The organism is Kitasatospora sp. NPDC085464 (assembly GCF_044541955.1).
Lineage (GTDB): Bacteria > Actinomycetota > Actinomycetes > Streptomycetales > Streptomycetaceae > Kitasatospora.
Genome location: NZ_JBITTM010000034.1, coordinates 90,890 through 114,696 on the forward strand (window position 1 = coordinate 90,890; position 23,807 = coordinate 114,696).

Annotated in this window: 23 protein-coding genes; 9 read left to right on the top strand and 14 right to left on the bottom strand. The window is 72.8% G+C overall.

Going from position 1 to position 23,807, the window contains the following annotated elements; genetic code table 11:
- Positions 1–71: 71 nt before the first annotated feature.
- The 6 genes from ACIGG8_RS28425 to ACIGG8_RS28450 form a co-directional block, all read right to left on the bottom strand.
- Complete coding sequence (locus ACIGG8_RS28425) at positions 72–977, bottom strand: alpha/beta fold hydrolase (RefSeq protein ID WP_396551644.1); 906 nt, start codon at positions 975–977, stop codon at positions 72–74.
- The gene (locus ACIGG8_RS28430; RefSeq protein WP_396551645.1) at positions 974–2,104 is read right to left on the bottom strand and encodes a branched-chain amino acid ABC transporter permease; all 1,131 of its coding nucleotides are present in this window, start codon (positions 2,102–2,104) and stop codon (positions 974–976) included. Before ACIGG8_RS28430 ends, ACIGG8_RS28425 begins: the two co-directional genes overlap by 4 nt.
- Before the next feature lie 119 nt (positions 2,105–2,223).
- Positions 2,224–3,090 carry a branched-chain amino acid ABC transporter permease gene (locus ACIGG8_RS28435; protein ID WP_396551646.1) on the bottom strand — a complete coding sequence of 289 codons (867 nt, stop codon included), beginning with the start codon at positions 3,088–3,090 and terminating at the stop codon, positions 2,224–2,226.
- Positions 3,090–3,893: an ABC transporter ATP-binding protein gene (locus tag ACIGG8_RS28440; RefSeq protein WP_396551669.1), complete on the bottom strand. Its 804-nt coding sequence runs from the start codon at positions 3,891–3,893 to the stop codon at positions 3,090–3,092. The genes ACIGG8_RS28435 and ACIGG8_RS28440 overlap by 1 nt, the downstream gene beginning before the upstream one ends.
- Before the next feature lie 56 nt (positions 3,894–3,949).
- Positions 3,950–4,747 (bottom strand): ABC transporter ATP-binding protein, encoded by a 798-nt coding sequence (locus ACIGG8_RS28445; protein WP_396551647.1) that lies wholly within the window; start codon positions 4,745–4,747, stop codon positions 3,950–3,952.
- A 5-nt stretch (positions 4,748–4,752) separates the two neighbouring features.
- On the bottom strand, positions 4,753–6,024 hold the full coding sequence (locus ACIGG8_RS28450; protein WP_396551648.1) for a substrate-binding domain-containing protein: 1,272 nt from the start codon (positions 6,022–6,024) through the stop codon (positions 4,753–4,755).
- Positions 6,025–6,359: 335 nt separating this feature from the next.
- Here ACIGG8_RS28450 and ACIGG8_RS28455 point away from each other — a divergent pair, with 335 nt between their 5' ends.
- The 4 genes from ACIGG8_RS28455 (at position 6,360) to ACIGG8_RS28470 (ending at position 12,476) form a co-directional block, all read left to right on the top strand.
- The gene (locus ACIGG8_RS28455; RefSeq protein WP_396551649.1) at positions 6,360–7,121 is read left to right on the top strand and encodes a CoA transferase subunit A; all 762 of its coding nucleotides are present in this window, start codon (positions 6,360–6,362) and stop codon (positions 7,119–7,121) included.
- Positions 7,122–7,125: 4 nt separating this feature from the next.
- The gene (locus ACIGG8_RS28460; protein WP_396551650.1) at positions 7,126–7,884 is read left to right on the top strand and encodes a 3-oxoacid CoA-transferase subunit B; all 759 of its coding nucleotides are present in this window, start codon (positions 7,126–7,128) and stop codon (positions 7,882–7,884) included.
- Positions 7,885–8,275: 391 nt separating this feature from the next.
- A complete protein-coding gene (locus tag ACIGG8_RS28465) occupies positions 8,276–10,528 on the top strand; it encodes a glycosyltransferase family 2 protein (protein WP_396551651.1) in 2,253 nt (750 codons plus the stop codon).
- 16 nt (positions 10,529–10,544) lie between these two features.
- The gene (locus ACIGG8_RS28470) at positions 10,545–12,476 is read left to right on the top strand and encodes a galactose oxidase-like domain-containing protein (protein ID WP_396551652.1); all 1,932 of its coding nucleotides are present in this window, start codon (positions 10,545–10,547) and stop codon (positions 12,474–12,476) included.
- A gap of 90 nt (positions 12,477–12,566) precedes the next feature.
- Here ACIGG8_RS28470 and ACIGG8_RS28475 read toward each other — a convergent pair whose 3' ends face one another.
- From ACIGG8_RS28475 to ACIGG8_RS28500, 6 genes are all read right to left on the bottom strand, one after another.
- Positions 12,567–13,619, bottom strand: coding sequence for a glycoside hydrolase family 6 protein (locus ACIGG8_RS28475; RefSeq protein WP_396551653.1), 1,053 nt, complete (start codon positions 13,617–13,619; stop codon positions 12,567–12,569).
- A 214-nt stretch (positions 13,620–13,833) separates the two neighbouring features.
- A complete protein-coding gene (locus ACIGG8_RS28480) occupies positions 13,834–14,562 on the bottom strand; it encodes a uracil-DNA glycosylase (RefSeq protein ID WP_350521869.1) in 729 nt (242 codons plus the stop codon).
- A gap of 78 nt (positions 14,563–14,640) precedes the next feature.
- Positions 14,641–15,900 carry a low temperature requirement protein A gene (locus ACIGG8_RS28485; RefSeq protein WP_396551654.1) on the bottom strand — a complete coding sequence of 420 codons (1,260 nt, stop codon included), beginning with the start codon at positions 15,898–15,900 and terminating at the stop codon, positions 14,641–14,643.
- A gap of 108 nt (positions 15,901–16,008) precedes the next feature.
- Positions 16,009–16,788, bottom strand: coding sequence for an HAD-IIA family hydrolase (locus tag ACIGG8_RS28490; protein ID WP_396551655.1), 780 nt, complete (start codon positions 16,786–16,788; stop codon positions 16,009–16,011).
- A gap of 194 nt (positions 16,789–16,982) precedes the next feature.
- Entirely contained in the window at positions 16,983–17,498 is a 516-nt protein-coding gene (locus ACIGG8_RS28495; RefSeq protein WP_396551656.1) for a hypothetical protein, read from the bottom strand.
- Positions 17,499–17,701: 203 nt separating this feature from the next.
- Positions 17,702–18,259 carry a carboxymuconolactone decarboxylase family protein gene (locus ACIGG8_RS28500; RefSeq protein ID WP_396551657.1) on the bottom strand — a complete coding sequence of 186 codons (558 nt, stop codon included), beginning with the start codon at positions 18,257–18,259 and terminating at the stop codon, positions 17,702–17,704.
- A 279-nt stretch (positions 18,260–18,538) separates the two neighbouring features.
- Here ACIGG8_RS28500 and ACIGG8_RS28505 point away from each other — a divergent pair, with 279 nt between their 5' ends.
- The 3 genes from ACIGG8_RS28505 (at position 18,539) to ACIGG8_RS28515 (ending at position 21,073) form a co-directional block, all read left to right on the top strand.
- Positions 18,539–19,291 (top strand): MarR family winged helix-turn-helix transcriptional regulator, encoded by a 753-nt coding sequence (locus tag ACIGG8_RS28505; protein WP_396551658.1) that lies wholly within the window; start codon positions 18,539–18,541, stop codon positions 19,289–19,291.
- A 5-nt stretch (positions 19,292–19,296) separates the two neighbouring features.
- On the top strand, positions 19,297–20,385 hold the full coding sequence (locus tag ACIGG8_RS28510; RefSeq protein ID WP_396551659.1) for a Gfo/Idh/MocA family oxidoreductase: 1,089 nt from the start codon (positions 19,297–19,299) through the stop codon (positions 20,383–20,385).
- Positions 20,386–20,467: 82 nt separating this feature from the next.
- A complete protein-coding gene (locus tag ACIGG8_RS28515) occupies positions 20,468–21,073 on the top strand; it encodes a hypothetical protein (protein WP_396551660.1) in 606 nt (201 codons plus the stop codon).
- Here the strand turns inward: ACIGG8_RS28515 and ACIGG8_RS28520 are convergent.
- On the bottom strand, positions 21,060–21,482 hold the full coding sequence (locus ACIGG8_RS28520; protein WP_396551661.1) for a type II toxin-antitoxin system VapC family toxin: 423 nt from the start codon (positions 21,480–21,482) through the stop codon (positions 21,060–21,062). The genes ACIGG8_RS28515 and ACIGG8_RS28520 overlap by 14 nt on opposite strands.
- On the bottom strand, positions 21,475–21,759 hold the full coding sequence (locus tag ACIGG8_RS28525; RefSeq protein WP_396551662.1) for a type II toxin-antitoxin system Phd/YefM family antitoxin: 285 nt from the start codon (positions 21,757–21,759) through the stop codon (positions 21,475–21,477). The genes ACIGG8_RS28520 and ACIGG8_RS28525 overlap by 8 nt, the downstream gene beginning before the upstream one ends.
- A 129-nt stretch (positions 21,760–21,888) precedes the next feature.
- On the opposite strand from ACIGG8_RS28525, the gene ACIGG8_RS28530 reads away from it, so the two are divergent.
- Both ACIGG8_RS28530 and ACIGG8_RS28535 read left to right on the top strand, forming a co-directional pair.
- Complete coding sequence (locus ACIGG8_RS28530) at positions 21,889–22,308, top strand: hypothetical protein (RefSeq protein ID WP_396551663.1); 420 nt, start codon at positions 21,889–21,891, stop codon at positions 22,306–22,308.
- Positions 22,305–23,711, top strand: coding sequence for a hypothetical protein (locus ACIGG8_RS28535; protein ID WP_396551664.1), 1,407 nt, complete (start codon positions 22,305–22,307; stop codon positions 23,709–23,711). The genes ACIGG8_RS28530 and ACIGG8_RS28535 overlap by 4 nt, the downstream gene beginning before the upstream one ends.
- The last annotated feature ends 96 nt before the right edge of the window (positions 23,712–23,807 follow it).

Consider the following 23,807-nt stretch of genomic DNA (forward strand, 5'->3'; position numbering starts at 1 on the left):
GCGGCCGGCGGGTGTCCTGACCCCGCCGGCCGCTGTCGCCCCGGTCCGCCCCGGTCCGGTCGAGCGGGTGGCTACCCTGCGGTTGGGGCGTCCGCGAGCAGGCTGCGGACGATCCGGTCGGCCCCGGCCTCGCCCCAGAGGATCGAGTAGTGGTTGGAGCCCGGCACCGGCGAGGCCGGAACCCGCTCCGGGTCCAGCCCGGCCAGCCCGATCCGTTGGTGGTCGTAGAGGCCCTGCGGCTCGTCGAGCAGTCCGCGTTCCGCCCAGAGCAGTTCGGCCAGGCAGGGCAGCCGGTGCACGGCGGCAGCCGCCTCCCGGTCCAGGAGCACCTGGGCGCCGTCGGCCTGCACGGCCTCCAGCACGCAGGAGGAGCGCAGTTCGGGCACCGCGCCGACGAGGTCGCGCTGGGTGTAGGCGTCGATCCCCTCCGACCACGCGCCTCCGAAGGCCGGGTGCCGGCGCCAGAACTCCCGGTAGGCCTCCTGGTCGGGGAAGGTCATCGACAGCCGGGCCAGTGCGGGCCCGAGCACCGCGGCCAGAGCGTCCTCCTCGCGAACGCCCTCCGGCAGCGGGAACGTCACCGCGCCGTCCACCAGCAGGACCCGGCGGACGAGTCCGGGGTGCCGCACGGCGGCCAGGGCGGCGACCCAGGCGCCCATCGAGTGGCCGACGACCACGGCGGGCCCCGTGTCGAGGGCGGTGATCAGTGCGGCCACGTCATCGGCGTGCCGGGCCAGTCCGTACGGTCCGGAGACCGAGCGGCTGGCGCCACGGCCCCGCAGGTCGGGCGCGACCAGGGTGACGCGTCCGGCGATCCTGCGGGCGACCTCGAACCAGGCGAGGCCGTTGGCGGTGATGCCGTGCACCGCCACGACCGTCGGCGCCCCCGGTTCGACGGCGGGCCAGCGCAGGACGGTCAGGTCCCCGCCGGGCACGGGAACGGTCGACTCCTCGGGCTTCAGTGGTGACTGGCTCACGCGGGGGCACCTCCGGTGGGGCGGGCGGTCCGGACGTCGGCCGGCGTCCGGGCGGAGCGGGCGGATCGGGCGGCGTGGATGCGGGCGGGCAGTCCGGCCAGGCCGCCGGGCAGCAGGTAGACCACGGCGACGAACAACGCACCGAGCAGGAACAGGGGCTGGGAGAGCGGCACCCGCAGCGCCGCGGGCAGGTCCGCGACGGCCGTGGAGTTGGCGAGGTCGCCGAGCCGGTGGCTCGCCCAGGTGTACAGGACACCGCCGAGCAGTGGGCCCCAGCGGGTGCCGGACCCACCGAGGACGACCATGACCAGGAGGGCGAGCGTGGCGTCCGAGGAGGCGGCCTGCGGGGTGGCGCCGCCGGTCAGCAGCAGGTAGACCACCCCGCCCAGCCCGGCGAGCGCGCCGGCCAGCACGAAGGCGACCAACTTGTAGCCGTAGGGGCGCAGTCCGAGCACCTCGACCCGGCGCTCGTTCTCCCTGATGCCCTCCCAGACCCGCCCGATCGGCGAGTTGACGGCCCAGTGGACCGCGGCGACCGTCAGCACCAGGTAGCCGACGGTGATCCAGTACAGGGTGGCGGTGTTCTCGATCCCGAGCAGGCCGGAGGGCAGCAGGTCGGCCGGGGCGGACCGGCCCTCCTCGCCGCCGGTGACGCCACCGGGGTTCCGCTGGACGAGGATGGAGCCGGCCTGGGCGAAGGCGAGGGTGACCATGGAGAAGCCGATGCCGGTGACGCGCAGGCTCACCGAGCCGAGCAGCAGGGCCAGCAGCACGGTGCAGGCGACACCGAACACCGCGGCGGCGGCGAACGGCAGTTGCAGCTCCAGCATGCCGAGATCGGTGGCGTAGAGGCCGGTCGCGAAGTAGAGCGCGTGGCCGAAGGAGAGCAGTCCGGTACGGCCGAGCAGGAGGTCGTAGCCGGTGGCGAGGGCCCCGTAGAGCAGGCACAGGGCGAGGAGTTGGAGGCTTCCCGGGCTGCCGAGTGGGCCGTCGAGCAGTCCCGGGACGGGAAGCGCACTGTATGGGGCGACAAGGAGCGTGATCAGCAGGGCGATCGGCCACCAGCGTAGCGCTCTGTGCAGCACTGTCCAGCGATGAGTGAATGAATCACCTGTTCGAGTGATCATGGCGGACTCGCGTGTGTGTTCCCCGTGAGTCGCGGGAAGGCCGGTGTCAGTCCCCCCTGCCGGGGCGGCGCTGCGGTGGACCGCGGGGCCACCGGTGCTCGTGATCGGAGTTTCGGCGGTCACGCGAGCCTCCCGGTGAGTCCACGGGGTCGGACCAGAAGCAGTGCGGCGAGCAGGACGACGACCGAGAGGTCGCCGAGCCCGGCGCCGGTGTAGTAGTTGGCGAACTGCTGGACGAGGCCGACGCCCACCGAGGCGGCGGCGGCCCCGGTCACGGATCCCATGCCCCCCATGACCACGACGACGAAGGCGAAGATGAGCAGACCGGTCCCCTGGCCGGGATTGACCGAACCGAAGTAGAGACCGCCGAGGGCGCCGCCGAGCGCGGCGGCCGCCCCGCCGAGGGCGAAGACGAGGGTGAACGCCCTCCGGACGTCGATGCCGAGCGCCGTGACCATCGCCCGGTCCTCGACGCCGGCCCGGACGACCAGCCCGTAGCGGGTGCGGGCGAGGAACAACCGAAGAGCGAGCAACAGCAGCGCGGCGGCAGCCACCAGCACGAAGCGGTTGACCGGGACGGTCGCACCGAGCACGTGCCAGGTGCCGGACAGCAGGGCCGGCTGGGGGAAGGGGCGGGCGTCCGCGCCCCAGATCCCCATGAGCAGGGCGGGTACGGCGAGCCCGACCCCGACGGTGGCGAGGATCTGATCGCGCGGGCGGCTGTAGAGCGGCCGGATCAGGAAGAGCTCCAGCAGGACGGCGGCGGCCGTCCCGACCAGGGTGCCGAACGGCACCGCGAGCCAGAAGGAGAGACCGGCCTCGGCGCCCGCCCACCAGGTGGCGTACGCGCCGATGGAGAGCAGGGCGCCGTGCGCGAAGTTGAGCACGTCCATCAGACCGAAGATCAGCGACAGACCGGAGGCGACCAGGAAGTACAGCGCACCGAGACCGAGCCCGGTACAGGAAAGGAGGACGACGGTGTCCATCAGGGCTTCACCTCCGCGGTGACGGCAGGAGCGGCCGGGGAGGCCGCGGGCCGGGACCCGCCGGCGAGCGGGTGGCGGGAGCCGACGCCGAGCAGGCGGCGGGCGGCTTCCTCGTCCGCCAACAGCTCGGCGGTGTCCCCGCGGTGGGCGGTGCGGCCGTCGGCCAGGACGGCGCAGGTACCGGCCAGTCGGCGGACGAGGGCGAGGTTCTGCTCGACGAGGAGGACGGGCACGGCCTCGGCTGCACGCGCCAGGACCTCGGCCACCTCGGCGACGATCCTGGGCGCCAGGCCCTTGGTGGGCTCGTCGGCGATGATCAACCGGTTGCGGTTGAGCAGCGTCCGGCCGATCGCCACCATCTGCTGCTGGCCACCGGAGAGCGTCCCGGCCAACTGTCCGGCGCGGTGCTTCAGTTCGGGGAAGAGCTCGTGGACGAGCGGGTAGTTCGGCTCGGCGACACTCTCCCCGCCCGGGGCCCCGCGCTCGGCGAGGCGGAGGTTCTCGGCGACCGTCAGACCGGCGAAGACCCCCCGGTCCTCGGGCGCGTACCCGATGCCATGGCGAACGACCAGATGTGTGGGAAGGGAGGAGAGTTCGGCACCGCCGAGGCGGATGCTGCCCGTACGCGGCACCAGGCCCATGACGGCCTTGACGGTGGTGGTCTTGCCCGCACCGTTGCGGCCGAGGAGCGCGGTGACCCCGGTGGGAGCCACGTCGAGGTCGACACCGTGCAGGATGTGCAGCCCTTCGACGACCACCCGCAGGTCACGGACGGAGAGGAGGGGTTCGGCAACCGACGACAACGAGGAGGACGGCTGAGAAGAAGCGGACGACTGCGGCGAGGAGAGCGGAGAGGAGGTCACAACGCCTCGCCCAGGTAGGCCTGTTGCACCGTCGGATCGGCCATCACGGCCTCGGGGGTGTCCAGGGCGAGCAGGGTGCCGTGGTGCATCACCGCGAGCCGGTCGGCCAGACCGAGCAGGACGTCCATGTGGTGCTCGACCATCAGGACCGTCCGGCCCAGGTCGCGGTGCACGGAACGGATCAGCTCGGTGAGGGCCGGTACCTCCTCCGCGCTCACGCCGGCCATCGGCTCGTCCAGCAGGATCAGCCGCGGGTCGGAGACCAGCAGGACGGCCAGCTCCAGCTTGCGCTTCTCCCCGTGCGAGAGCGCGCCGGCCAGGGTGTCGGCGCGATCGGTGAGCTCGGTGCGGTGCAGGGTGTCGGCCAACTGCTCCTCGTAGCGGTCGGCCCGGCGCCAGAGCCGGTACGAGGCGCGCGGACCGGCGGCCGCCTGTGCGGCCAACCGGACATGGTCGGCAACCGTCATGCCCGGCCAGAGGGAGGAGGTCTGGAAGGTGCGGCCGAGCCCCCGGCGAGCCCGCGCGTGCACGCTCTCGGCCGTGACGTCGGCGCCGTCGAGCCGGAGCCTGCCGCGGGTGGCCGGGTGGATGCCGGAGATCAGGTTGAAGAGGGAGGTCTTGCCGGCGCCGTTGGGCCCGATGAAGGCGATGAACTCGCCTTCGCCGACAGAGAAGGAGACGTCCTCGACGATGGGCACCCCGCGGACGGACCAACCGAGCCCGTCCAGTCCCAGCACCGGAGAGGAGGAGCACACGGCCGACGCGGCAGGAGCGGCGGCGGTACGGGCGGGCATCGGGATCAGCCCGCCATCGGGGCGACCGGCGGCGCCACCTCGTCCGCGGTCAGCACCTTCTCCACCGAGGGCTTGGCAGCGGACCCGGTGCCGGTCAGCCGGACCTGGAACATCGGCTGGAGGAGGGCGTGGTCCTCGGCGCGGACCGTGGTCCTGCCCTTCACCCCGTCGAAGCTCCAACCCTCCAGCGCCTTGACCAGGGCCGACGTGTCGTCGGCGGAGCCGTGGGCGGCCTCGACGGCGTGCACGATCATCTGGGCCGCGGTGAAGCCGTCAGGGGTGAAGATGTCGGTCTTCCCACCGGCAGCGGTGACGGCCTCGTCCATGGCCTTCTCGACCGGGGTGCCCGCGGCACCACCGAAGTAGTGGTTCAGGAAGGAGATCTTCTCGCCGGCCGGTCCGAACAGCGGGTAGGAGGCCGCCAGGTCGAGACCGGTGACGACCTTGGTGTCGGTGAACACGTCCTGCTGGTTGAGCGCCGTCCACAGGGCCGAGGCGGTGTCACCGGCCCAGGCGACGAACAGCAGGTCGGGTTTGGCGGTCCTGGCCTGGGTGGCGAAGGGCGTGAGGTCGGTGGCGCTCGGCGGGGCGAGCACCTGGTCGACCGTCGCCCCCTCGGCGCCGAGCACCGCCTTGACGGCGGCCACGTTGGCCTGCCCGAAGGCGTTGTCCTGGGCGAGCACGGTGACCTTCTTGCCCTTGGCATCGCCCACGAACGAGGCCGCGGTCCTGATGTCCTGGTAGGACTGGCGGCCGGAACGGAAGGTGTACGTGTTCAGACCGGTGACCTTGTCGGCGGCGGCCGGGCCGCTGATGAAGAGCACCTTGTTCTGGGCGGCGATCGGGCCGACCTGGAGGGCCACGCCGGAGGCGGTGGAGCCGGCCAGCACCTTGTAGCCCTTGCCGATCAGGTCCTTGGCGGCGGACACCGCCTTGGCCGGGTCGCCCGCGTCGTCCTGCTCCTCGAACTCGATCTTGTGCCCGTCGACCGCTCCGGTGCCCTTGGTCGCGTAGCTCAGGCCGGCCTTGAATCCCTCCAGGTACTGCTTGCCGTAGGCCGCCAACGGTCCGGTCCTGGAGTACACCAGGCCCACCTTGACCGGGCCCTTGCCACCGCCGCCCGCCGCGCCCGTCCCGGCGGTACCGGCCTTGGCACAGCCCGCGGCGAGCAGGACGCCCGCCGCGAGGACGGCGAGCTTCCGGGCCGGTCCGCCGGTCAGGGAATCGCCCGGGCCGACGCCGGAGGCGGTCCCGGTGGGGGCTGTCGTACTGCGCATGGTGACCGACTCCTGAGGTGCGGCGGGGTGGATGCCGGAACCGTAGGTGTGCGGTGGGAGCGGCGACATGTGGCCGGGCGATGCATCGGCCCGGCGGGATGTGGACCTGGTCGACATACCGCCGGTCCGGCAACGCCTCCGGGGCGCGCGGGTGTGGCCCGCCGACACGGGTCCGCACCCACCCATGGTGGTGGCCGCCATCGCTGCGCCGACCCGTGGGCGGTGACGGTGGAGAGGGGCGCCTGCGAGCCGGGACGGCCCCGGGAAGGGAGCGGGCCGGGCCCGCGCCCGCTTCTCCCCTCCCCCTTCCATCCGCTCCCTCACGAGGTGATCCCTTGGACAAGGTCCTGGACTCTCCCGCCGACGCCGTCGGGGACATCCCCGACGGCGCCGTGCTGGCCGTCGGCGGCTTCGGCCTCTGCGGCATCCCGAGCACCCTGATCGGTGCGCTGGTGGACGCCGGCCCGACCGGGCTGCGCGTGGTCTCGAACAACTGCGGGGTGGACGAATGGGGGCTCGGCCGGCTGCTGCGGGCGGGCCGGATCGCCCGGATGACCGCGTCGTACGTCGGGGAGAACAAGGAGTTCGCCCGGCAGTACCTCTCCGGCGAGCTGGAGGTGGAGCTGACCCCGCAGGGCACGCTGGCCGAACGGCTCCGGGCGGGCGGCGCCGGCATCCCGGCGTTCTTCACCCCGGCCGGGGTCGGCACCCAGGTCGAGGAGGGCGGGCTGCCGTGGCGCTACGCGGCGGACGGTTCGGTGGCCGTGGCCTCGCCGCCCAAGGAGGTCCGGGAGTTCGGCGGCCGCCGGTACCTGCTGGAAGAGGCGATCACGGCGTCCTTCGCGCTGGTCCGCGCCGAGACGGCGGACCGGCACGGCAACTGCGTGTTCCACGCGGCCGCCCGCAACTTCAACCCGCTCTGCGCGGCGGCGGGCCGGATCACCCTGGTCGAGGCGGACCGGATCGTCGAGCCGGGCGAGCTGCCGCCGGACGCCGTGCACCTGCCCGGGGTGTACGTCGACCGGGTGGTGGCCGCCGACCCCGAGGACCGCCGCATCGAGCGCCGGACCGTCCGCCCCGCACTCCAGGAGGCCTGAGCCGATGTCCGCCCCGAGCAGCACCCTGCCCGGCCCCGGCACCGGCGCCGGCCCCGCCTCCAGTAGCGGCCGCGGGGACGGCGCCGCGACGACCGCTGCCGCCACCGCCACCACCACCACTGCCACCGGCCTCGACCGGCGCAACGCCCTGGCCGCCCGCGCCGCACGGGAGTTGGGCGACGGGCAGTACGTGAATCTGGGCATCGGCCTGCCCACCCTGATCCCCGACCACCTCCCGCCGGGCGTCGAGGTGGTGCTGCACTCCGAGAACGGGATCCTCGGTGTCGGCCCGTACCCGGAGCAGGGCGCCGAGCACGCCGACCTGATCAACGCCGGGAAGGAGACCGTGACGGTCGCCCCCGGGGCCTCGTACTTCGACTCCGCCCTCTCCTTCGGCATGATCCGGGCGGGCCGGATCGACGTCTCGGTGCTCGGTGCGATGCAGGTGTCGGCCGCCGGTGACCTCGCGAACTGGATGATCCCCGGCAAGACGGTCAAGGGCATGGGCGGTGCGATGGACCTGGTGCACGGGGCCCGTCGGCTGATCGTCGTGATGGAGCACACCGCCAGGGACGGCTCGCCGAAGATCGTCGACGAGCTGTCGCTCCCCGCGACGGGTCGAGGAGTCGTGGACCGGATCGTCACCGATCTCGCGGTGATCGACGTGACCCCGGAGGGGCTGCGCGTGGTGGAGACGGCGCCGGGCGTCGGGTTCGAGGAGGTCCGGGCGGCGACCGGAGCCGCCCTGCTGCCGCCCGGATGACCCCGTCGCCCACTCCGACGCGCCACGGGGCTCGCCCTCGGAAGGAATTCGTATCCATATCACCTCCGGCGGCGAGATCGGCCCGGAACCACTGGGTCTTCATGCCTGGGTGGTGATCATTTCTCGGAACGGTTGCAATCACCGTGACGCTCCGGGAGAGTTGACCACCTAGCGGATCTGAGCGCCCGGAGGGGAAGCCGGGAGTTTCGCCGGGTCCCGCATTCGAAGTCACCGTGCAGGCGCACAACTGAACCAGTCGCACACTTCATGTGCCGAACAGCCCGGTGAACTGCCTGGAAAGGCCGCAGTTCACCGGGCCGTGTTCTGTCTGGACGACGACTCCACGACGAGGCCGAGCAGTACCGCAAGGTGAACTCCGGGGGGAGCAGCTATGACCACGCCGTTCTCGCGACGAAAGGGCATCGGAACGGCCCGGGGGCGAGGCACCGGGCAGCTCGACGGGGCCGCCCTGAGCGAGTTACCCATACCCGAAGCCCCGTACGACTACGGCCACTTCAGCCGCCTCGCCGGCCCGGCACACGATCCGAACGACGACGACCTCGGCGGCGGGATCTACTGCCCCGAGCCGGCCCACCCCGCCCCCGTCCCCGGCCACATCCCCAGCGCCGGCCCCGGCCGCACCCCCGACGCCAGCCCCGACCCCGGCCCCGCGACAACCCCCCTGGGCGGCCCGGCGGCCCCGCCCGCGGCAGGCGCTTCGCAGCCCGGGTCCTCCGTCGACCCGTACCGCGCGCCCTACCGCGTCCGCTACCGGAGCCTGTTGCGCCGCGAGCCGCACCGGATCCGGGCCGCCCTGCTGCTGGCGGCCGCCCCCGTCGTGGAGGCGGTGCTGCTGATCTGGCTCCTGCTGCCGGAGCACTGGCCGGAGCGGCTGGACGAGACGAACGTCCTGGTGCTGCTCGGCGACAAGGTGATGATCGGGATCATCGCCGTGGTCGAGGTGTTCCGGCTGGTCAACGTGGTCTCCAACGCCCACGCCACCCTCGTCGCCCGCGATCCGATCCCCGTGACCCCGGAACGGGGCACCCGGGTCGCCTTCCTCACCGCCTGCGTGCCGGGCAAGGAGCCGCCCGAGATGGTCCGGGCCACGCTGGCCGCCGCCCGCGCCGTGCGGCACGACGGCCCCTACGACGTCTGGCTGTTGGACGAGGGAAACGATTCTGCAATGCGGGAGCTCTGCGCCGAGCTGGGCGTCCGCCACTTCACCCGGGCAGGCCGGCCGCACTGGAACCGCCCCGAGGGCCGGTTCCGTGCCAGGAGCAAGCACGGCAACTACAACGCCTGGCTCCAGGCGCACGGCGACGACTACGACTTCTGGGTGGCCGTCGACACCGACCACGTTCCGCTGCCGGACTTCTGCGAGCGCATGCTCGGCTACTTCCGCGACCCCGACGTGGCATTCGTGGTGGGCCCCCAGGTGTACGGGAACTACCGCAGCTCGGGCTCCGCCGTCACCAAATTCTCCGAGAGCCAGCAGTACCTCTTCCACGCCCTCATCCAGCGCGCCGGAAACCGTTACGGCGCGCCCATGTTCGTCGGAACCAACAACGCCGTCAGAATCCGCGCACTCCAGTCGATCGGCGGGTTGTACGACTCCATCACCGAGGACATGGCGACCGGTCTGGAGTTCCACCGGAGCCGTAACCCGGAGACCGGAGAGCGCTGGAAGTCCGTGTACACCCCGGACGTGCTCGCCGTCGGCGAAGGCCCCTCCTCCTGGACCGACTTCTTCTCCCAGCAGCTCCGCTGGAGCCGGGGCACCTACGAGACCCTGCTCACCCAGTACTGGCGGGTGCTCTGGCAGCTCTCACCGGGCCGGCTGCTCAACTACTCGCTGATGGTGCTCTTCTACCCGATGGCCGCGCTCACCTGGCTGCTCGGCGGCCTGTCCAGCGTGCTCTACCTGGGCTTCGGCGCCTCGGGCGTCCACGTCTCCTCCGAGATCTGGATGATGCTCTACAGCGACGCCGCCGCCCTCCAACTCCTGCTCTACACCTGGAACCGCAAGCACAACGTGAGCCCGCACGAGCCGGCCGGCTCGTCCGGGGTCGCCGGAATGGTGATGTCGGCGCTCTGCGGACCGATCTACGCGGCCTCGCTGCTGCAGGCACTGGTGCGCCGCCGCAGCCGTTTCGAGGTGACGCCGAAGGGCCGCTCGGCCAGCACCGACCGCCTCGGCACCTTCCGCTTCCACCTGTTCTGGACACTGGTGTTCGGCGGCGCGATCACCGCCTCCTACTTCACCGGCTACGACCACGTCGCGATGCGCACCTGGGCCTGGATCGCCCTGGCTCTGACCCTGCTGCCGCTCCTGATCCTGGCCGGGGACACCGTACGCCGCCGCCGCACCCGGCCCACCGCCACCCTCACCGTCACGGGCGGCCCGGCCGCAGACCCGAGGGTCCTCCTGGAGAAGCGCCGCCCGCGCCACGCCCGCGACCCCCGGGCCCCGCAACCCGCTCAGCACGCTCAGCCCGCCCTGCCCGCGCCGACCGCTCAGCACCCGCAGCACGCTCAGCACCTGCCGCACCCGCACCCGCACCCGCAGCAGCCGGCGCACCCCGCGCACCCCGCACCGTTCGTCCGGGCCCCGCAGCACGAGAGCGGCACCCCCATCCACTGAGGGAGTAGCAACCACCGTGAGGATCCACAAGACCGGCCGCACCAAGCGCTTCGCCCTCGGCAGCACCGTCGCACTGACCGTGGCGGGGATGAACGCGCCGGCCGTCCTCGGCTTCGCGACCCAGCAGTACCACCACTACGTGATCAACCGCCCCGGGTACAAGGCGCAGTACGGCCACTGGCAGACCCTGACGCTGCCCGCCGAGTTCCGGGTCAACGCCGTCCACGCCACCCTGCTGCGCACCGGCAAGGTGCTGATCGTGGCCGGTTCCGGCAACGACGAGAAGCAGTTCAACGCGGGCACCTTCAAGAGCCTGCTCTGGGACCCGGCCCGGAACACCTACAAGCTGGTGCCCACCCCGGCCGACATGTTCTGCGGCGGGCACACCTCGCTGCCGGACGGCCGGGTCCTGGTCGCGGGCGGCACCCAGCGGTACGAGAAGCTGGCGGGCGCGGTGAAGAAGGCGGCCGGCGTCATGCGGGTGCGCAACGAGAGCCCCGAGCGCGCCCGGACCCTCCCGAAGGGCACCGTCTTCGTCGCCCCGAACGGCCGCGAGTACGCCAGCACCGTCCCGGTGACCGTCCCGGCCGCGACCAAGAGCGGCTCCGGCAAGCAGACCGTGATCACCGCCGGCGAGCAGCACGTGTTCGTCGAGGCGGTCGGCACCGGCCCCGACTACGTCGCCGGCTCGCCCGCCCAGTACCGGATCAAGGACCTGAGCGGCGCCGACGCCCGCAACCTCTACGGCCAGAGCGACAAGCTGACCCTGGACAAGCAGGAGTACCAGGGCATCCGCTCCGCCTTCGAGTTCAACCCGGACACCGAACTGTACGAGCCGGTCACCGACATGGCCTACGCCCGCTGGTACCCGACGCTGACCGGGCTGGGCGACGGCCGGGTGGTCACCGTCTCCGGGCTGGACGACGCCGGCCGGATCCTCAACGGCAACGACAACGAGATCTACGACCCGAAGGACAAGACCTGGGCCAAGGCGCCCGACCACTACTTCCCGACCTACCCGGCGATCTTCCTGACCGCCTCCGGCAAGCTCTTCTACTCCGGCTCGAACGGGGGCTACGGCCCCGCCGACAAGGGCCGCGAGCCCGGCGTCTGGGACCTGTCGAACAACACCTTCCAGCCCGTCCCCGGCCTGCGCGACCCGGGCCTGACCGAGACCTCCTCCTCGGTGCTGCTGCCGCCCGCGCAGTCGCAGAGGGTGATGGTCCTCGGCGGCGGTGGCGTCGGCGAGTCGCCGCTGTCCACGGCGCGCACCGACATCGCCGACCTCGCCGCCGCCAAGCCCTCCTTCACCCCCGGCCCGGACCTGCCGGCCGGCGGCACCCGCTACCTCAACAGCGTGATCCTCCCGGACGACACCGTCTTCACCACCGGCGGCTCCAGCGGCTACCGCGGCCGGGGCGACAGCGACCTGCTCAAGGCGCAGGTGTACCACCCGGATTCCAACAGCTTCACCACCGCCGCCGAGCCGACCGTCGGCCGCAACTACCACTCGGAGGCGCTGCTGCTGCCCGACGGCCGGGTCGCCGTGCTCGGCTCCAACCCGCTCTTCGCCGACAAGGCCGAGACCCAGCCCGGCGGCTTCGAGCAGCGCATCGAGATCTACACCCCGCCCTACCTGTACCGCGGCGACCGCCCGCAGGTGGGCACCGCGCCGCAGGCGGCGAAGCTCGGCGGCACCGTCAGCGTCGGCACCTCCCGGCCGGAGGCCGTCGCCACCGCCAAGCTGATCCGGCCGAGTTCGGTCACCCACGTGACGGACGTCGAACAGCGCTCGGTGGCCCTCGACATCACCGGGCGGACGGCGGACGGCATCTCGCTCGCCCTCCCCGGCAACCCCGACCTGCTGCCCCCGGGCTGGTACATGCTGTTCCTGACGGACGCCGCCGGCACCCCGTCGGTCGCCCGCTGGATCCAGGTCACCGGCTGAGCTGAGCGGACCGGCCCGGGAAGGCAGCCGGTCGGACGGGTAGCCGAAATGGAAGCGCCCGAGCCGGGGGCACGGGCGCAGCCCGCTGCCTCAGCGTGCCGCCTGCGCCAGCCCGAGCGCGTACGGCAGCCAGAACTCGCCCGCCCGGGGCTCGCCACGTCCGCAGTCCCCGTCCGACTCGCCCGGGTTCTTGATCCACAGGTAGGCGTCCACCCCCGGCCGGCCGGTCTCGGCGGTCGGCCGCTCACCCAGGGCACGCCCGGGCGGGTTGCACCAGGAGTCGCCGCCCAGCGCACCGTTGCCGCTGCGACTGGTGTCGATGACGAAGTGCTTCCCGCCCAGCGCGGCGGAGAGCCGGGCGCCGTACGCCGCGTTCCGTTCGGTGTCGTAGAAGTTGGCGACGTTCACGGCGAAACCGTCCGCGGCGGCGATGCCGGCCCTGCGCAGCGCGCCGGCGAGCTCGTCCGGGTCCTGCGCCCAGCCGGGGTTGCCCGCGTCCAGGTAGACCCGGACGTTCGGACGCTTCTTCAACTCCTGGACGGCGAAGGCCAGCAGACCGTACCGCTCGGCGGCCAGGTCGCCCTTGATGCCGCAGGTGTCCAGGGTGTGCGCGACGGCGTCCGGCTCCAGCACCACCCAGGCCTTGCGGTCGCCGAGGGCCCGGGCCACGTCGGTGATCCAGGCCCGGTAGGCGGCAGCGTCCGCGGCGCCGCCGGCCGAGTACTGGCCGCAGTCGCGGTGCGGGATGTCGTACGCGACGAAGACCGCCGTCCGGTCCGCCTCGGCGGCCCGCCGGCTCACCTGCTCGGCGATCTCCTTGGCCCCCTGCTCACCGAGCCACTGCGACGAGGGCTGGGAGGCGATCCTCAGCAGCGTGTCCGCCTCCGCCGTCCGGCCCTGGCCGCGCAGCGCCGTCACCTGCAGGGCCGCGTTGGTCCGGTCCGAGACGAAGAAGGTCTGCCCGGGCAGTTGGGCGAGACCACCGGACCCGGCGGCCGTGCCCGCGACGGTGGAGCCGGAGGCGGCTGCGCCGCCCGAGGAGGCGGACCCGCCGCCTGCGCCGCCGCCCGGACCGCTGCAACCGGACACGGCCACCAGCACCCCGGCCAGCGCCGCCCCCACGGCCCACCGGGAGGCCCTCACCCACCGAAACGTCCTCGCCCGCCCCAGCCCGTGCACGTACCGCCCCTCCCAGGACCGGTCCGGCGACCGATCGGCACCAGCTAAGCACACCCGGTACCGACCGACGGCCACCAGCCGTGAACGCCAAGTGGCCGTGGGCGAACGGGAGATCGAACCCGTCCGACCACGGCCACCGGACCCCGGGACCCGCCCCCGACGAACCCCGGGCCGAGGCTCAGGCCTGCTTCAGGTCGGGCACCTGCCAGTCGATCGGCTCGCCGCCGAAACCGTCCAGCGCGGCATTGATCTGCGAGAACGGACGGCTGCCGAAGAACAGCTTGGCGGACAGCGGCGACGGGTGCGCGCCCTGCACCACCACGTGCTTCTCGGTGTCGATCAGCGGCAGCTTCTTCTTCGCGTAGTTGCCCCACAGCACGAAGACCACCGGCTCCTCGCGCTCGCTCACCGCCTTGATCACCGCGTCGGTGAACTTCTCCCAGCCCTTGGCCTTGTGCGAGTTCGCCTCGTGCGCACGGACCGTGAGCACCGCGTTGAGCAGCAGCACGCCCTGCTCGGCCCAGTGCATCAGGTAGCCGTTGTCCGGAGCCGGGATGCCCAGGTCGGCGTCCAGCTCCTTGAAGATGTTGCGCAGCGAAGGCGGCGTCTTGGTGCCGGGCAGCACCGAGAAGCTCATGCCGTGGGCCTGGCCGTTGTCGTGGTACGGGTCCTGGCCGAGCACCAGTACCCGGACCTTGTCGTACGGAGTGGCCTCCAGCGCGGCGAACTCCTGGCCGCTCGGCGGGAACACCTCGTGCTCCGCGCGCTGGGCCGCCACGAAGGCCGCCAGCTCGGCGAAGTACGGCTTCTCCGTCTCGGCGCCCAGCACCCCGCGCCAGGACTCGGGCAGCTCCAGCCCGCCGCCCTCGCCGGCCTCGACCACGCCCGCCTCGACCGTGTCCGTCACGACATCTACCTCCCACACCGCGGCTGCTGCGCCGCACGCCCTCTTTCACCCCGAACGCTACACAGGCCCACCGACAACTCACTCCACAGGAGCGGGCGCGGAGCCGGCGGCCGGGGCCGGAGCAGCCGCGGAGGCAGGATCCGAGGCCGAGGCCGCCGCCGCCGGGGCCCCGGCGGCGGAGCGCGCGGTGCGCTCCACCCGGAGGTGTTCCAGCATGTTGAGCGTCACCAGCAGCACCGCCAGTGTCGACAGCACCACCAGCGCCGGCAGCCGCACCATGGCGGGCAACAGCGCCAGCGCCACCACGGCCGCGGCGATCCGGGTCGACGCGACCTGGCGGAACATCATCCACCGCGTGTACCCGAAGGTCAGCAGGTACAGCCCGCAGCCGCCGTACAGCAACGTCACCGACCCCGGGCCGAGCACCTGCCACGGGTCCGCGACCGTCTCCCCGAAGCCGACCGCCACCCCGATCACCCCGGCGACCAGCGCCAGGTGCCCGTACTGGAAGATCCGCCGGACCACGTCCCGGCGCGAGTCGGCGATCACCACGGCATGCCGCATCGCATCGGCCGCGTACACGAAGTACTGCCACCACAGGCCCGCCGAGATCGTGAACGCGACCGCCACCGCGGCGAGTTCGGCCACGTCCAACCGGGCGGAGGCCGCCGTGCCACCGATCCCGACGATCGATTCGCCGAGCGCCACCAGCAGGAACAGCGCGAACCGCTCCGGCATGTGCTCGGGGTGGTAGGCGACCTTGGCGAGCCGACGGCGGAACACCAGCGGCGCGGCCAGGTCACCGAGCGCGGCCGCCGTCCACAGCACCAGCCGCGGCCCGTCCGGCAGCAGCCCGCCCGTCACCAGCAGCGGCCCGCTGACCAGCACGCCCACGCCGTACGGGCCGCGCCAGACGCCCGGGACGCGGACCAGCAGGAGCAGCAGCACCAGCCTGGCCAGCCAGTACGCGGCGCCGAGCAGCACGCCCCGCCCGCCGTACGCGCCCGGGATCGCGAGCGCCATGAACAGGCCCGCCAGGCCGACCAGCAGGATGCCGAGGCGGTCCCGCAGGTTGTCCACGTCCCGGATGTTGGCCTGCACGGTGGTGCCCACCCAGCACCAGTACACCGGCACGAAGACCACCAGCGCCCGGACCAGGCCGGCCGCGTCGTGGTGGTGGTGCAGCAGGCCGGAGACCTGCGTGATCGCGAAGACGAAGACCAGGTCGAAGTAGAGCTCCGCCCAGGTGACCCGCTTCTCCTCCGGGCCCGCCTGCTCGGGCTCCCGCGGTTCCGTCCCCCGCAGCCCGGGCTCCGGTGACTCCCCCGTCGTGCTCATGCGCGCCTTGCCTCCCCGCATGCCGAAGCCTCCCGCATGCCGAACCGTACGAAGCGGGCCCCGCCCCGGCGAACGGCCGGAACGGGGCCCACGACAGCACCGCAGAGGCTAGACCAGCTCGACCAGGTCCGCGATCGACGTGACCACGCGGGTCGGCCGGTACGGGAAGCGCTCCACGTCGGCGGCGGAGGTCAGGCCGGTGAGCACCAGGATCGTCTCCATGCCCGCCTCCATGCCCGCGACGATGTCGGTGTCCATCCGGTCGCCGATCATCACGGCGCTCTCGGAGTGGGCGCCGGCGGTGTTCAGCGCCTCGCGCATCATCAGCGGGTTGGGCTTGCCGACGAAGTACGGCTCGACGCCGGTCGCCTTGGTGATCAGCGCCGCGACCGATCCGGTGGCCGGCAGCACGCCCTCGGGCGAGGGGCCGGTCTCGTCCGGGTTGGTGCAGATGAACCGGGCGCCCTGGTTGATCAGGCGGATCGCCTTGGTGAGCGCCTCGAAGGAGTAGGTGCGGGTCTCGCCGAGGACCACGTAGTCGGGGTTGTTGTCGGTCAGCACGTAGCCGGCCTGGTACAGCGCGGTGGTGAGCCCGGCCTCGCCGATCACGTAGGCGGTGCCGTTCGGACGCTGGCTCTTGAGGAACTTCGCGGTGGCCAGGGCGGAGGTCCAGATGCACTCCTCCGGGACCTCCAGGCCCATCCCGGCCAGACGGGCGCTGAGGTCGCGCGGGGTGTAGATCGAGTTGTTGGTGAGGACCAGGAAGGGCTTGCCGGACTCCCGCAGCCGGCGCAGGAACTCCTCCGCCCCGGGGATCGGCGTGCCCTCGTGGATGAGGACCCCGTCCATGTCGGTCAGCCAGGACTCGATGGGCTTGCGCTCTGCCACGTAGGTGTCTCCTCGGTCTTGCAACGGTTCTGGTCGATCTCGTAACACCGCTCCGGACCGGACACCCTCGGCCGGCCGGGCGCCACTGGCTGCCCTGACACCGCCCAGCGTAGCCGTCCGTCAGCGCGCCCTGAAGAGCCGTCCTGCCCGGCCGTCCGCACCGCCGCCGAGGCCGCCCCGGCGGGCGGAACCGGTCACCGTGAAGCCCGCCCGACGCTGCTCACCCACACCGGAAACGGTGCGACCTCCGGCTCGGGGGCCTGCCCGCACCGGTCGTGCACATCCTCAAGGTCCGCCCCGTCCTCAAGGTCCGACAGGTCCTCAAGGTCCGACCAGGCGACGACGCCCGGCCCCCGGTCGCTCAGGAAGCCCTCGATCACGGCGCCGAGGTCGCCGGACGGCATGTAGGCACCGCCGAACGGCAACTCGTCCGCGGCCACCGATCCGGTCGAGCACCGGAGCTGCCCGGCCTGCTCGTCGTGCCACACGTAGAACGTCGCCACCCCGGCGAAGCCCATCCCGCGGATGCGGCGCCGGATGCCTTCGGCGGTCCGCTCGAAGGCGGCGACCACCTCCGGCACCGACAGGGCCCGCCTGTCCTCGTCCTCCGCACCCAGCCACCAGGTGTTGGTCTCCCACTCCACCCGCCGGTCGGTCGGCTCCAGCACCAGCGGCTCATCCGCCACCTCGGCGATCCAGGTCAACAGCACCCCGGAAGTATCCCGGCGGACCTCGGGCACCGGGAAACGGCCGACCCGGGAGAGCCGGCGCCGCCTGCGGACCGGTTGGTGGGCGCGGAGTGGCACTGCGGCGCACCGGCGCGCCCTTCCGCCGCGGTCGGGAGGGTGCGCCGGTGTGCCGCGCCTACGCCCAGGACCGGGACCGGGACCCGGCCGTCGGCCCAGCCGCCGGCCTAGGCGCCGGCCGGCGTCGGCTCGGGCAGCGGAACGACCGGGAAGTCGATCTCGGTCCGGCCGACCGAGTTGAACCAGTTGGTGAAGGAGTTCAGCGCGACCGCGCCGATGATCTCGCCGATCTCGCCGTCCCCGTAGCCGGCCGCGCGCACCTCGGCGAGGTCCTCGTCGGAGACGAAGCCCTTGCTGCGCAGGACGGTGCGGGCGAACCGCAGGGCCGCGGCCTCCTTCGGGTCGGCGGCCCCGGCGTGGCCGCCGGCGGCGAGGTCGGCCGGGCTGACGCCCGCTCGGGCGCCCAGGACGTGGTGGGCGGCGTAGCAGTAGTCACACGCGTTCTCGACGGCGGTGACCAGGGCGATCTGCTCCCGCAGGCCGGCGCCGAGGCGCCCCTTGGCCAGGACGCCGCCGAAGGCCAGGTAGGCCTCCAGGACGGCGGGCGAGGCGGCCATGGCGCGCATCATGTTGGGCGTCACGCCGAGGGCCCGCTCGACCTTGTCGAGAAGGGCCTTGGCGGCGGGTTCGGCGGCCGCGGGGTCGATCGTGCCGAGTCGGGGCATGGCTGTGCTCTCCGTTCGCTGCGATTGACTTTCGTTGGCAGTGCCAAGTGATTGTTGGCAGAGCCAAATATAGTTGGCACTGCCTAGAATGCAAGGGTGCACATCGCACGCCGGCCACCCGACCCGAACGCCGAGCGGACCCGACGGCCGGACAGGCCCGAACGCCGAGCGGACCCGACGGCCGGACAGGCCCGAAGGCCGAGCGGACCCGACGGCCGGACAGGCCCGTTGGCCGAGCCGCCCGGGCGGAAGGCCGACCAGAGGAGAGGACCGGACACCATGGCGGATCCGCTACCCGGACTCTCCCCCAGCGAGCAACTGCTGATCGGGCTCACCCGACTCGGCCAGGCCGTCCGCCTCAGCACCTGGCACAACGCCGGCCCGGTCCGGCTCACCCCGCTCCAGGCCGACATCCTGCTGTTCCTGGCCGGCGACCGGCGGCCCCGCCGCCAGGGCGAGATCGTCACCGCGCTCGCCTCCACCGCACCCACCGTCAGCGACGCCGTCCGCGCCCTCGTCGGCAAGGAACTGGTGGACCGTCAACGCGACCGGGCCGACTCGCGCGCCGTCACGCTGACCCTCACCGACGCCGGGCGCGCCGAGGCCGAACGCCTCGCCGTCGTCCCGCCGCCGCTCGGCGAGGCGCTCGCCGCCCTCGACGGGGACACCGTGGCCGCGATGCTCCGCGGCACCACCACGATGATCCGCGCGCTCCAGCGCCACGGCGCCGTCCCGGTCTCCCGCACCTGCGTCACCTGCCGCTTCTACCGGCCCGACGCCCACCCCGAGGACCCGCGCGCGCCGCACCACTGCGACTTCGTCGACGCCCCGTTCGGCGACGGCCGGTTGCGCGTCGACTGCCCCGACCACGAGCCGGCGGTCCTCCCCGACGACGCCCGCGACGGCGCCCGCAACGACGGCCCCGTCCAGGAGCCGTCAGCGCTCCGGCACCGCACCCCCGCCTGGGACCGGTCGGCGCCCCCGACGCCGCGCACCAAACCGGGAGCAACCGGGCGCCCCGTGATTGAGTAGGCCTCATGAACCCGCAGACCTCCCGCCCCCTGCCCGAACAGCCGCTGCGCGTCGGCCTGATCGGCTACGGCCTGGCCGGCTCCGCCTTCCACGCGCCGCTGATCGCCACCACGCCGGGGCTGCGGCTGGACGCCGTGGTCACCGCCAACCCCGAGCGCCGCGAGCAGCTGGCACGCGAACACCCGGGCGCCCGCGCCGTGGACACCCCCGAGCAGCTGCTCGCCGACCCGGACGCGCTCGACCTGGTCGTCATCGCCTCCCCCAACCGCACCCACGCCCCGCTCGCCCGCGCCGCCCTGCGGGCCGGCCTGGCCACCGTGGTGGACAAGCCGCTGGCCGGCACCGCCGCGGAGGCGCAGGAGCTCTGCCGGCTCGCCGAGGAGCGGGGCGTCCTGCTCTCCGTCTTCCAGAACCGGCGCTGGGACGGCGACTTCCTCACCGTCGGCCGCCTGGTGCGCGGCGGCGCGCTCGGCCGGGTGCACCGCTTCGAGTCCCGATTCGAGCGCTTCCGTCCCAAGCCCAAGCCGGGCTGGCGCGAGCTGGCCGACCCGTCCGAGGTCGGCGGCACCCTGTACGACCTGGGCAGTCACCTGGTCGACCAGGCGCTCACCCTGTTCGGACCGGTCGAGACGGTGTACGCGGAGATCGACGTGCGGCGCGACGGCGCGGTCGTGGACGACGACGCCTTCCTCGCCCTCACCCACGCCTCCGGCACCCGCTCGCACCTGTGGACCAGCGCCATCACCCCGCTGATCGGCCCCCGGCTGCGGGTGCTCGGCGACGCCGCCGGGTACGTCAAGCCCGGCATGGACCCGCAGGAAGCCGACCTGCGGGCCGGCCTGCGCCCCGACGACACCCGCCCGTGGGGCGCCGACGAGCCCGGGCACTACGGCACCCTCGGCACGGACGAGTCCGCGATCTCCCTCCCGACGGACCCGGGCGACTACCCCGCCTACTACGCGGGCATCGCCGCCGCCCTGGCCGACCCGGGCACCCCGCCCCCGGTCGACCCGCGCGACGCGGTGGCCACCCTCACCGTCCTGGAGGCCGCCCGCACCTCCGCCGCGACCGGGACGGCGGTCCGCCTGGGCTGACGGGCACCCGCGCAGGCTCCGGCAGGATCTGCCGCCCGCCGGAGCCTGCCGCTCCCACCGACCCGCCTCCTAGGATGAGCGGATGAACAGTCAGCGGGGGCGGCAGATCAGCACCGACGAGCGTCGCGAACGCGAACGGGCGTGGTCCGCCGAGCAGAAGAAGCGCGAGAAGGCCTGGAGCGCGGAGTTCACGAAGCGCCAGGAGGTCGTCGAGACCGAGACCCGGGAACACCAGCGGACCGCGTCCATCGCCGCCGAACGGAAGGCCTGGGCAGAGGGCAAGCGGGCAGGGTCGATCGGCTACCTCGACGTCACCGGCCCCGACGACGAGCCCGTACGGATCGCCGTCGTGTGGCTCGGCCGCTTCCGGGCCACCCGCAAACCGCTGGACGGCTACGACCCCGTCCCGCCCACCGACCTGAGCAGCGGTGGCGTCGAAGGACTCGTCCTGTTCGTCCTCTACGTCGTACTCGTCGGCCTGAACGCCGGCCTCCGCTGGCTGGCCCTCCGGCTCGCCGACCGCCCGCGCTGGGCCGTCGGCGCCGCCGCGGGCCCCGACCGGGGCAGGGGCGGCGACAACAACGTCATCCTGCTGCGCAGCCGCAGCCGGCGCGCGGCCCTGCGGTTCGCCGCCGCCCTCGCCGACCGGGTCGAACGGGACGGAACCGCCGCCCTCACAACCCGATGACCTCCACCGCCGAACCCAGCCCCCGGAAGTCCGCCACGTTGCGCGTGTACAACGGCAGCCCGTGGGCGGAGGCCACGGCGGCGATCATCAGGTCGATCCGACGCGGCCGCGGCTGCCGGCCGGCGGCGATGGTCAGGGTCACCAGCGTCCCGTAGCGGGCGGCGGCGGCCGCGTCGAAGGGCAGCGGATCGAAGTCGGCCATCGCCGCGCCCAGCACCTCCAGCCGGGCCGCCCGGCTCGCCGGGTCCCGGGCCATCGACACGCCCTGCTGCAACTCCGCGAACGTGATCGCGGTCAGCTCCGGCACGGCCGGCAGGTCCGCCGGGTCGAGCAGCGCCAGGTCGATGTAGACACAGGTGTCCAGCACCCCGGCGGGCCGCCGCCGGGACGCCCTGCGGCGCTCAGCCACGCCGCCGCTCGAACGGGTCGTCGCCCTCGTCCCCCACCAGCTCCTCGGGTCCGAAGTAGTCCTCGGCCTCCTTACGCATCTGCTGGTAGTCCACCCGCGGCAGCTTCACGTGCCGCGCCACCAGCTCCTCCGCCGTGAGCCGCCGTCGCCCGGACACCGGCCGCAACTCCGCCACCTCGACCCCGTTCCTGGTGATGTGGAAGGTCTCCCCCGCCTCCACCGCGTCCATCACCGCGGCGGAGTTGTTCCGGAACTCCCGCTGGGTAATCGTCTTCATGCCATCCACGGTAGCCCCGCGTAGCACCGATGGCTACACCCCGCGCGCCCCCGCGAAAGCGCCTCCTGGCCGTGCCCCGTCCGCTAGGTTCGGGCACCGATGGTTTCACGCAGAGGGGGGCTTCTGCTCATGGCAGGCACCGACGACAAGGACCGGAACCCGTGGCTCCACGGCCAGGACGCACCGCCCGCACCGGGCCCGCTCGCGCCACCCCGCACGACCGGACCGTGGACGGGTGCGGTCACCGCGGGCGCCCCCGTCCTCGTGCAGCCCGCCGTGCTCCAGCAGGCCGCCGGCGAATCCCGACGGCTGCGGGGTGAGATCCGCTCCTCCGTCGGCCGCATCGAACCCGACACGGCCGCAGCCGTCCAGGCACTGGCGGGCGGCTGGGCCGGCGGCCCCGCACTGTCCCAGGCACTCACCTGGTGGAAGTCCCGCTGGACCAGCCTCGACAACCGGCTCGGCCTCACCGCCGACCGTCTGGACGCCACCGTCCGCAGCTACCACGCGGCCGACGACAACGCCGCCGCCGGATTCCGGGGGCAGTGACCATGGTGACCTTCGCCCTGCTCCGTCACGCCACCTTCGACTCCCTCGACCACGCGGGCGACACCTGGAACGGCCTCTCCGGGCACCTGGAGCACGTCGCCGGCAGGATGCGCTCCGACGTCCTCCAGCCACTGACGGGCGGCAGCGGCCCCTACGCGCCCCCGGGCACCGGGAACCGGCCGTGGACCGGCGCCGCCGCCGAGGAGGCCGCCCGGGAGATCGGGTTCCTCACCGACGAACTGCACGCTTTCCACTACGAGGCGCTGGCCGTGTCCGCCGCCCTGCACCGCGCCAAGAAGGCCTTCACCGAAGCCCAGCAGAAACTTCTCCGGGCCATCGGCGACGCCGAAGCCCTCGGCGCCACCGTCGCCGAGGACGGCACCGTCACCCTCCCCGACCTACCGCCCGAGGAGCGCAACGATCCCGAGGCGATCGCCTACCAGAAGCGCAAGTGGGACGAAGTCCAACAGCACGTCCAGGTCATGACCGCTGCCCTGACGGCGGCCGGCGAAGCGGACAACGCCATGGCCACGGCCCTGCGCGCGCTCGACCCGCAGGACGTCGACCCGGCGACGCATCCGGACGCGGTACGGAACGCCGTGAGTGACCTGGAGGCGGCCACGGGCATGCCGACCGACCCCAAGGCCCTGAAGGACTGGTGGGCCGGGCTCGACCCCGCTGTGCGAGCCGGACTGCTCACGGCAGATTCGGACAAGCTGATCAAGGCCGGAATCCTCGGGCCGACCGAGTACGAGTGGTCGTCGCCGGACAAGGGGGCCGGGCCATGGGGAGTCCGGGAGCCGGGCATCGCCGATCAGATGATGCAGGTGGAGGTCGCGAGCATGGTCGGTGGCGGCGCCCTCGCCGGCTACCCCGCTGCCGCCCGCAACCTGGCGCACTACCTGGACAACAACGGTACGCCCCTCGACCTGGAGGTCGAGCCCATGCTCCGTGACGACGCGCTCTTCCGGGCGAACGCAGACGCCCAACTGGCCGCCAACAAGGACAAGTGGCGCCAGGCTGCGGTGGAGGCGTTCGAGAAGTCGGGAGGCGTTCCGGTCTCGATCCCTGTCGAGAGCCCGGTTGATCAAAATACGTTCCAGGACGAGAACTGGTTCTACGCGATCGGCAGTCATCCCAATCTCACGTCGGGAGTGGTGACAGCCGTCCCGGGAGCGGACGGAAAACCCCAGGTGTCCCTGGAGTACCAGGTCAACGTCTGGGACCGCTACAACTGGGACGAAGGCAAGAGCACACAGATCGCCGGCACGAACGTCACGGACCACGACATGGCGACCCTGCACCAGACGGGACTCGCCAAGGAGTTCGACATCGTCGGCAGGACCAAGCCGATCACCATCCGACTCGACGACCCCACCTCCCCGGGGAGGCAGACGCCATGACGGGACTATCACGATCTAGGTGTACGACACCCGGTTGGACTAGGTGTTGATCTTGCTGTCGGGCGTGGGCCGGGTGGCCTACGCCCGTCCGGCGGA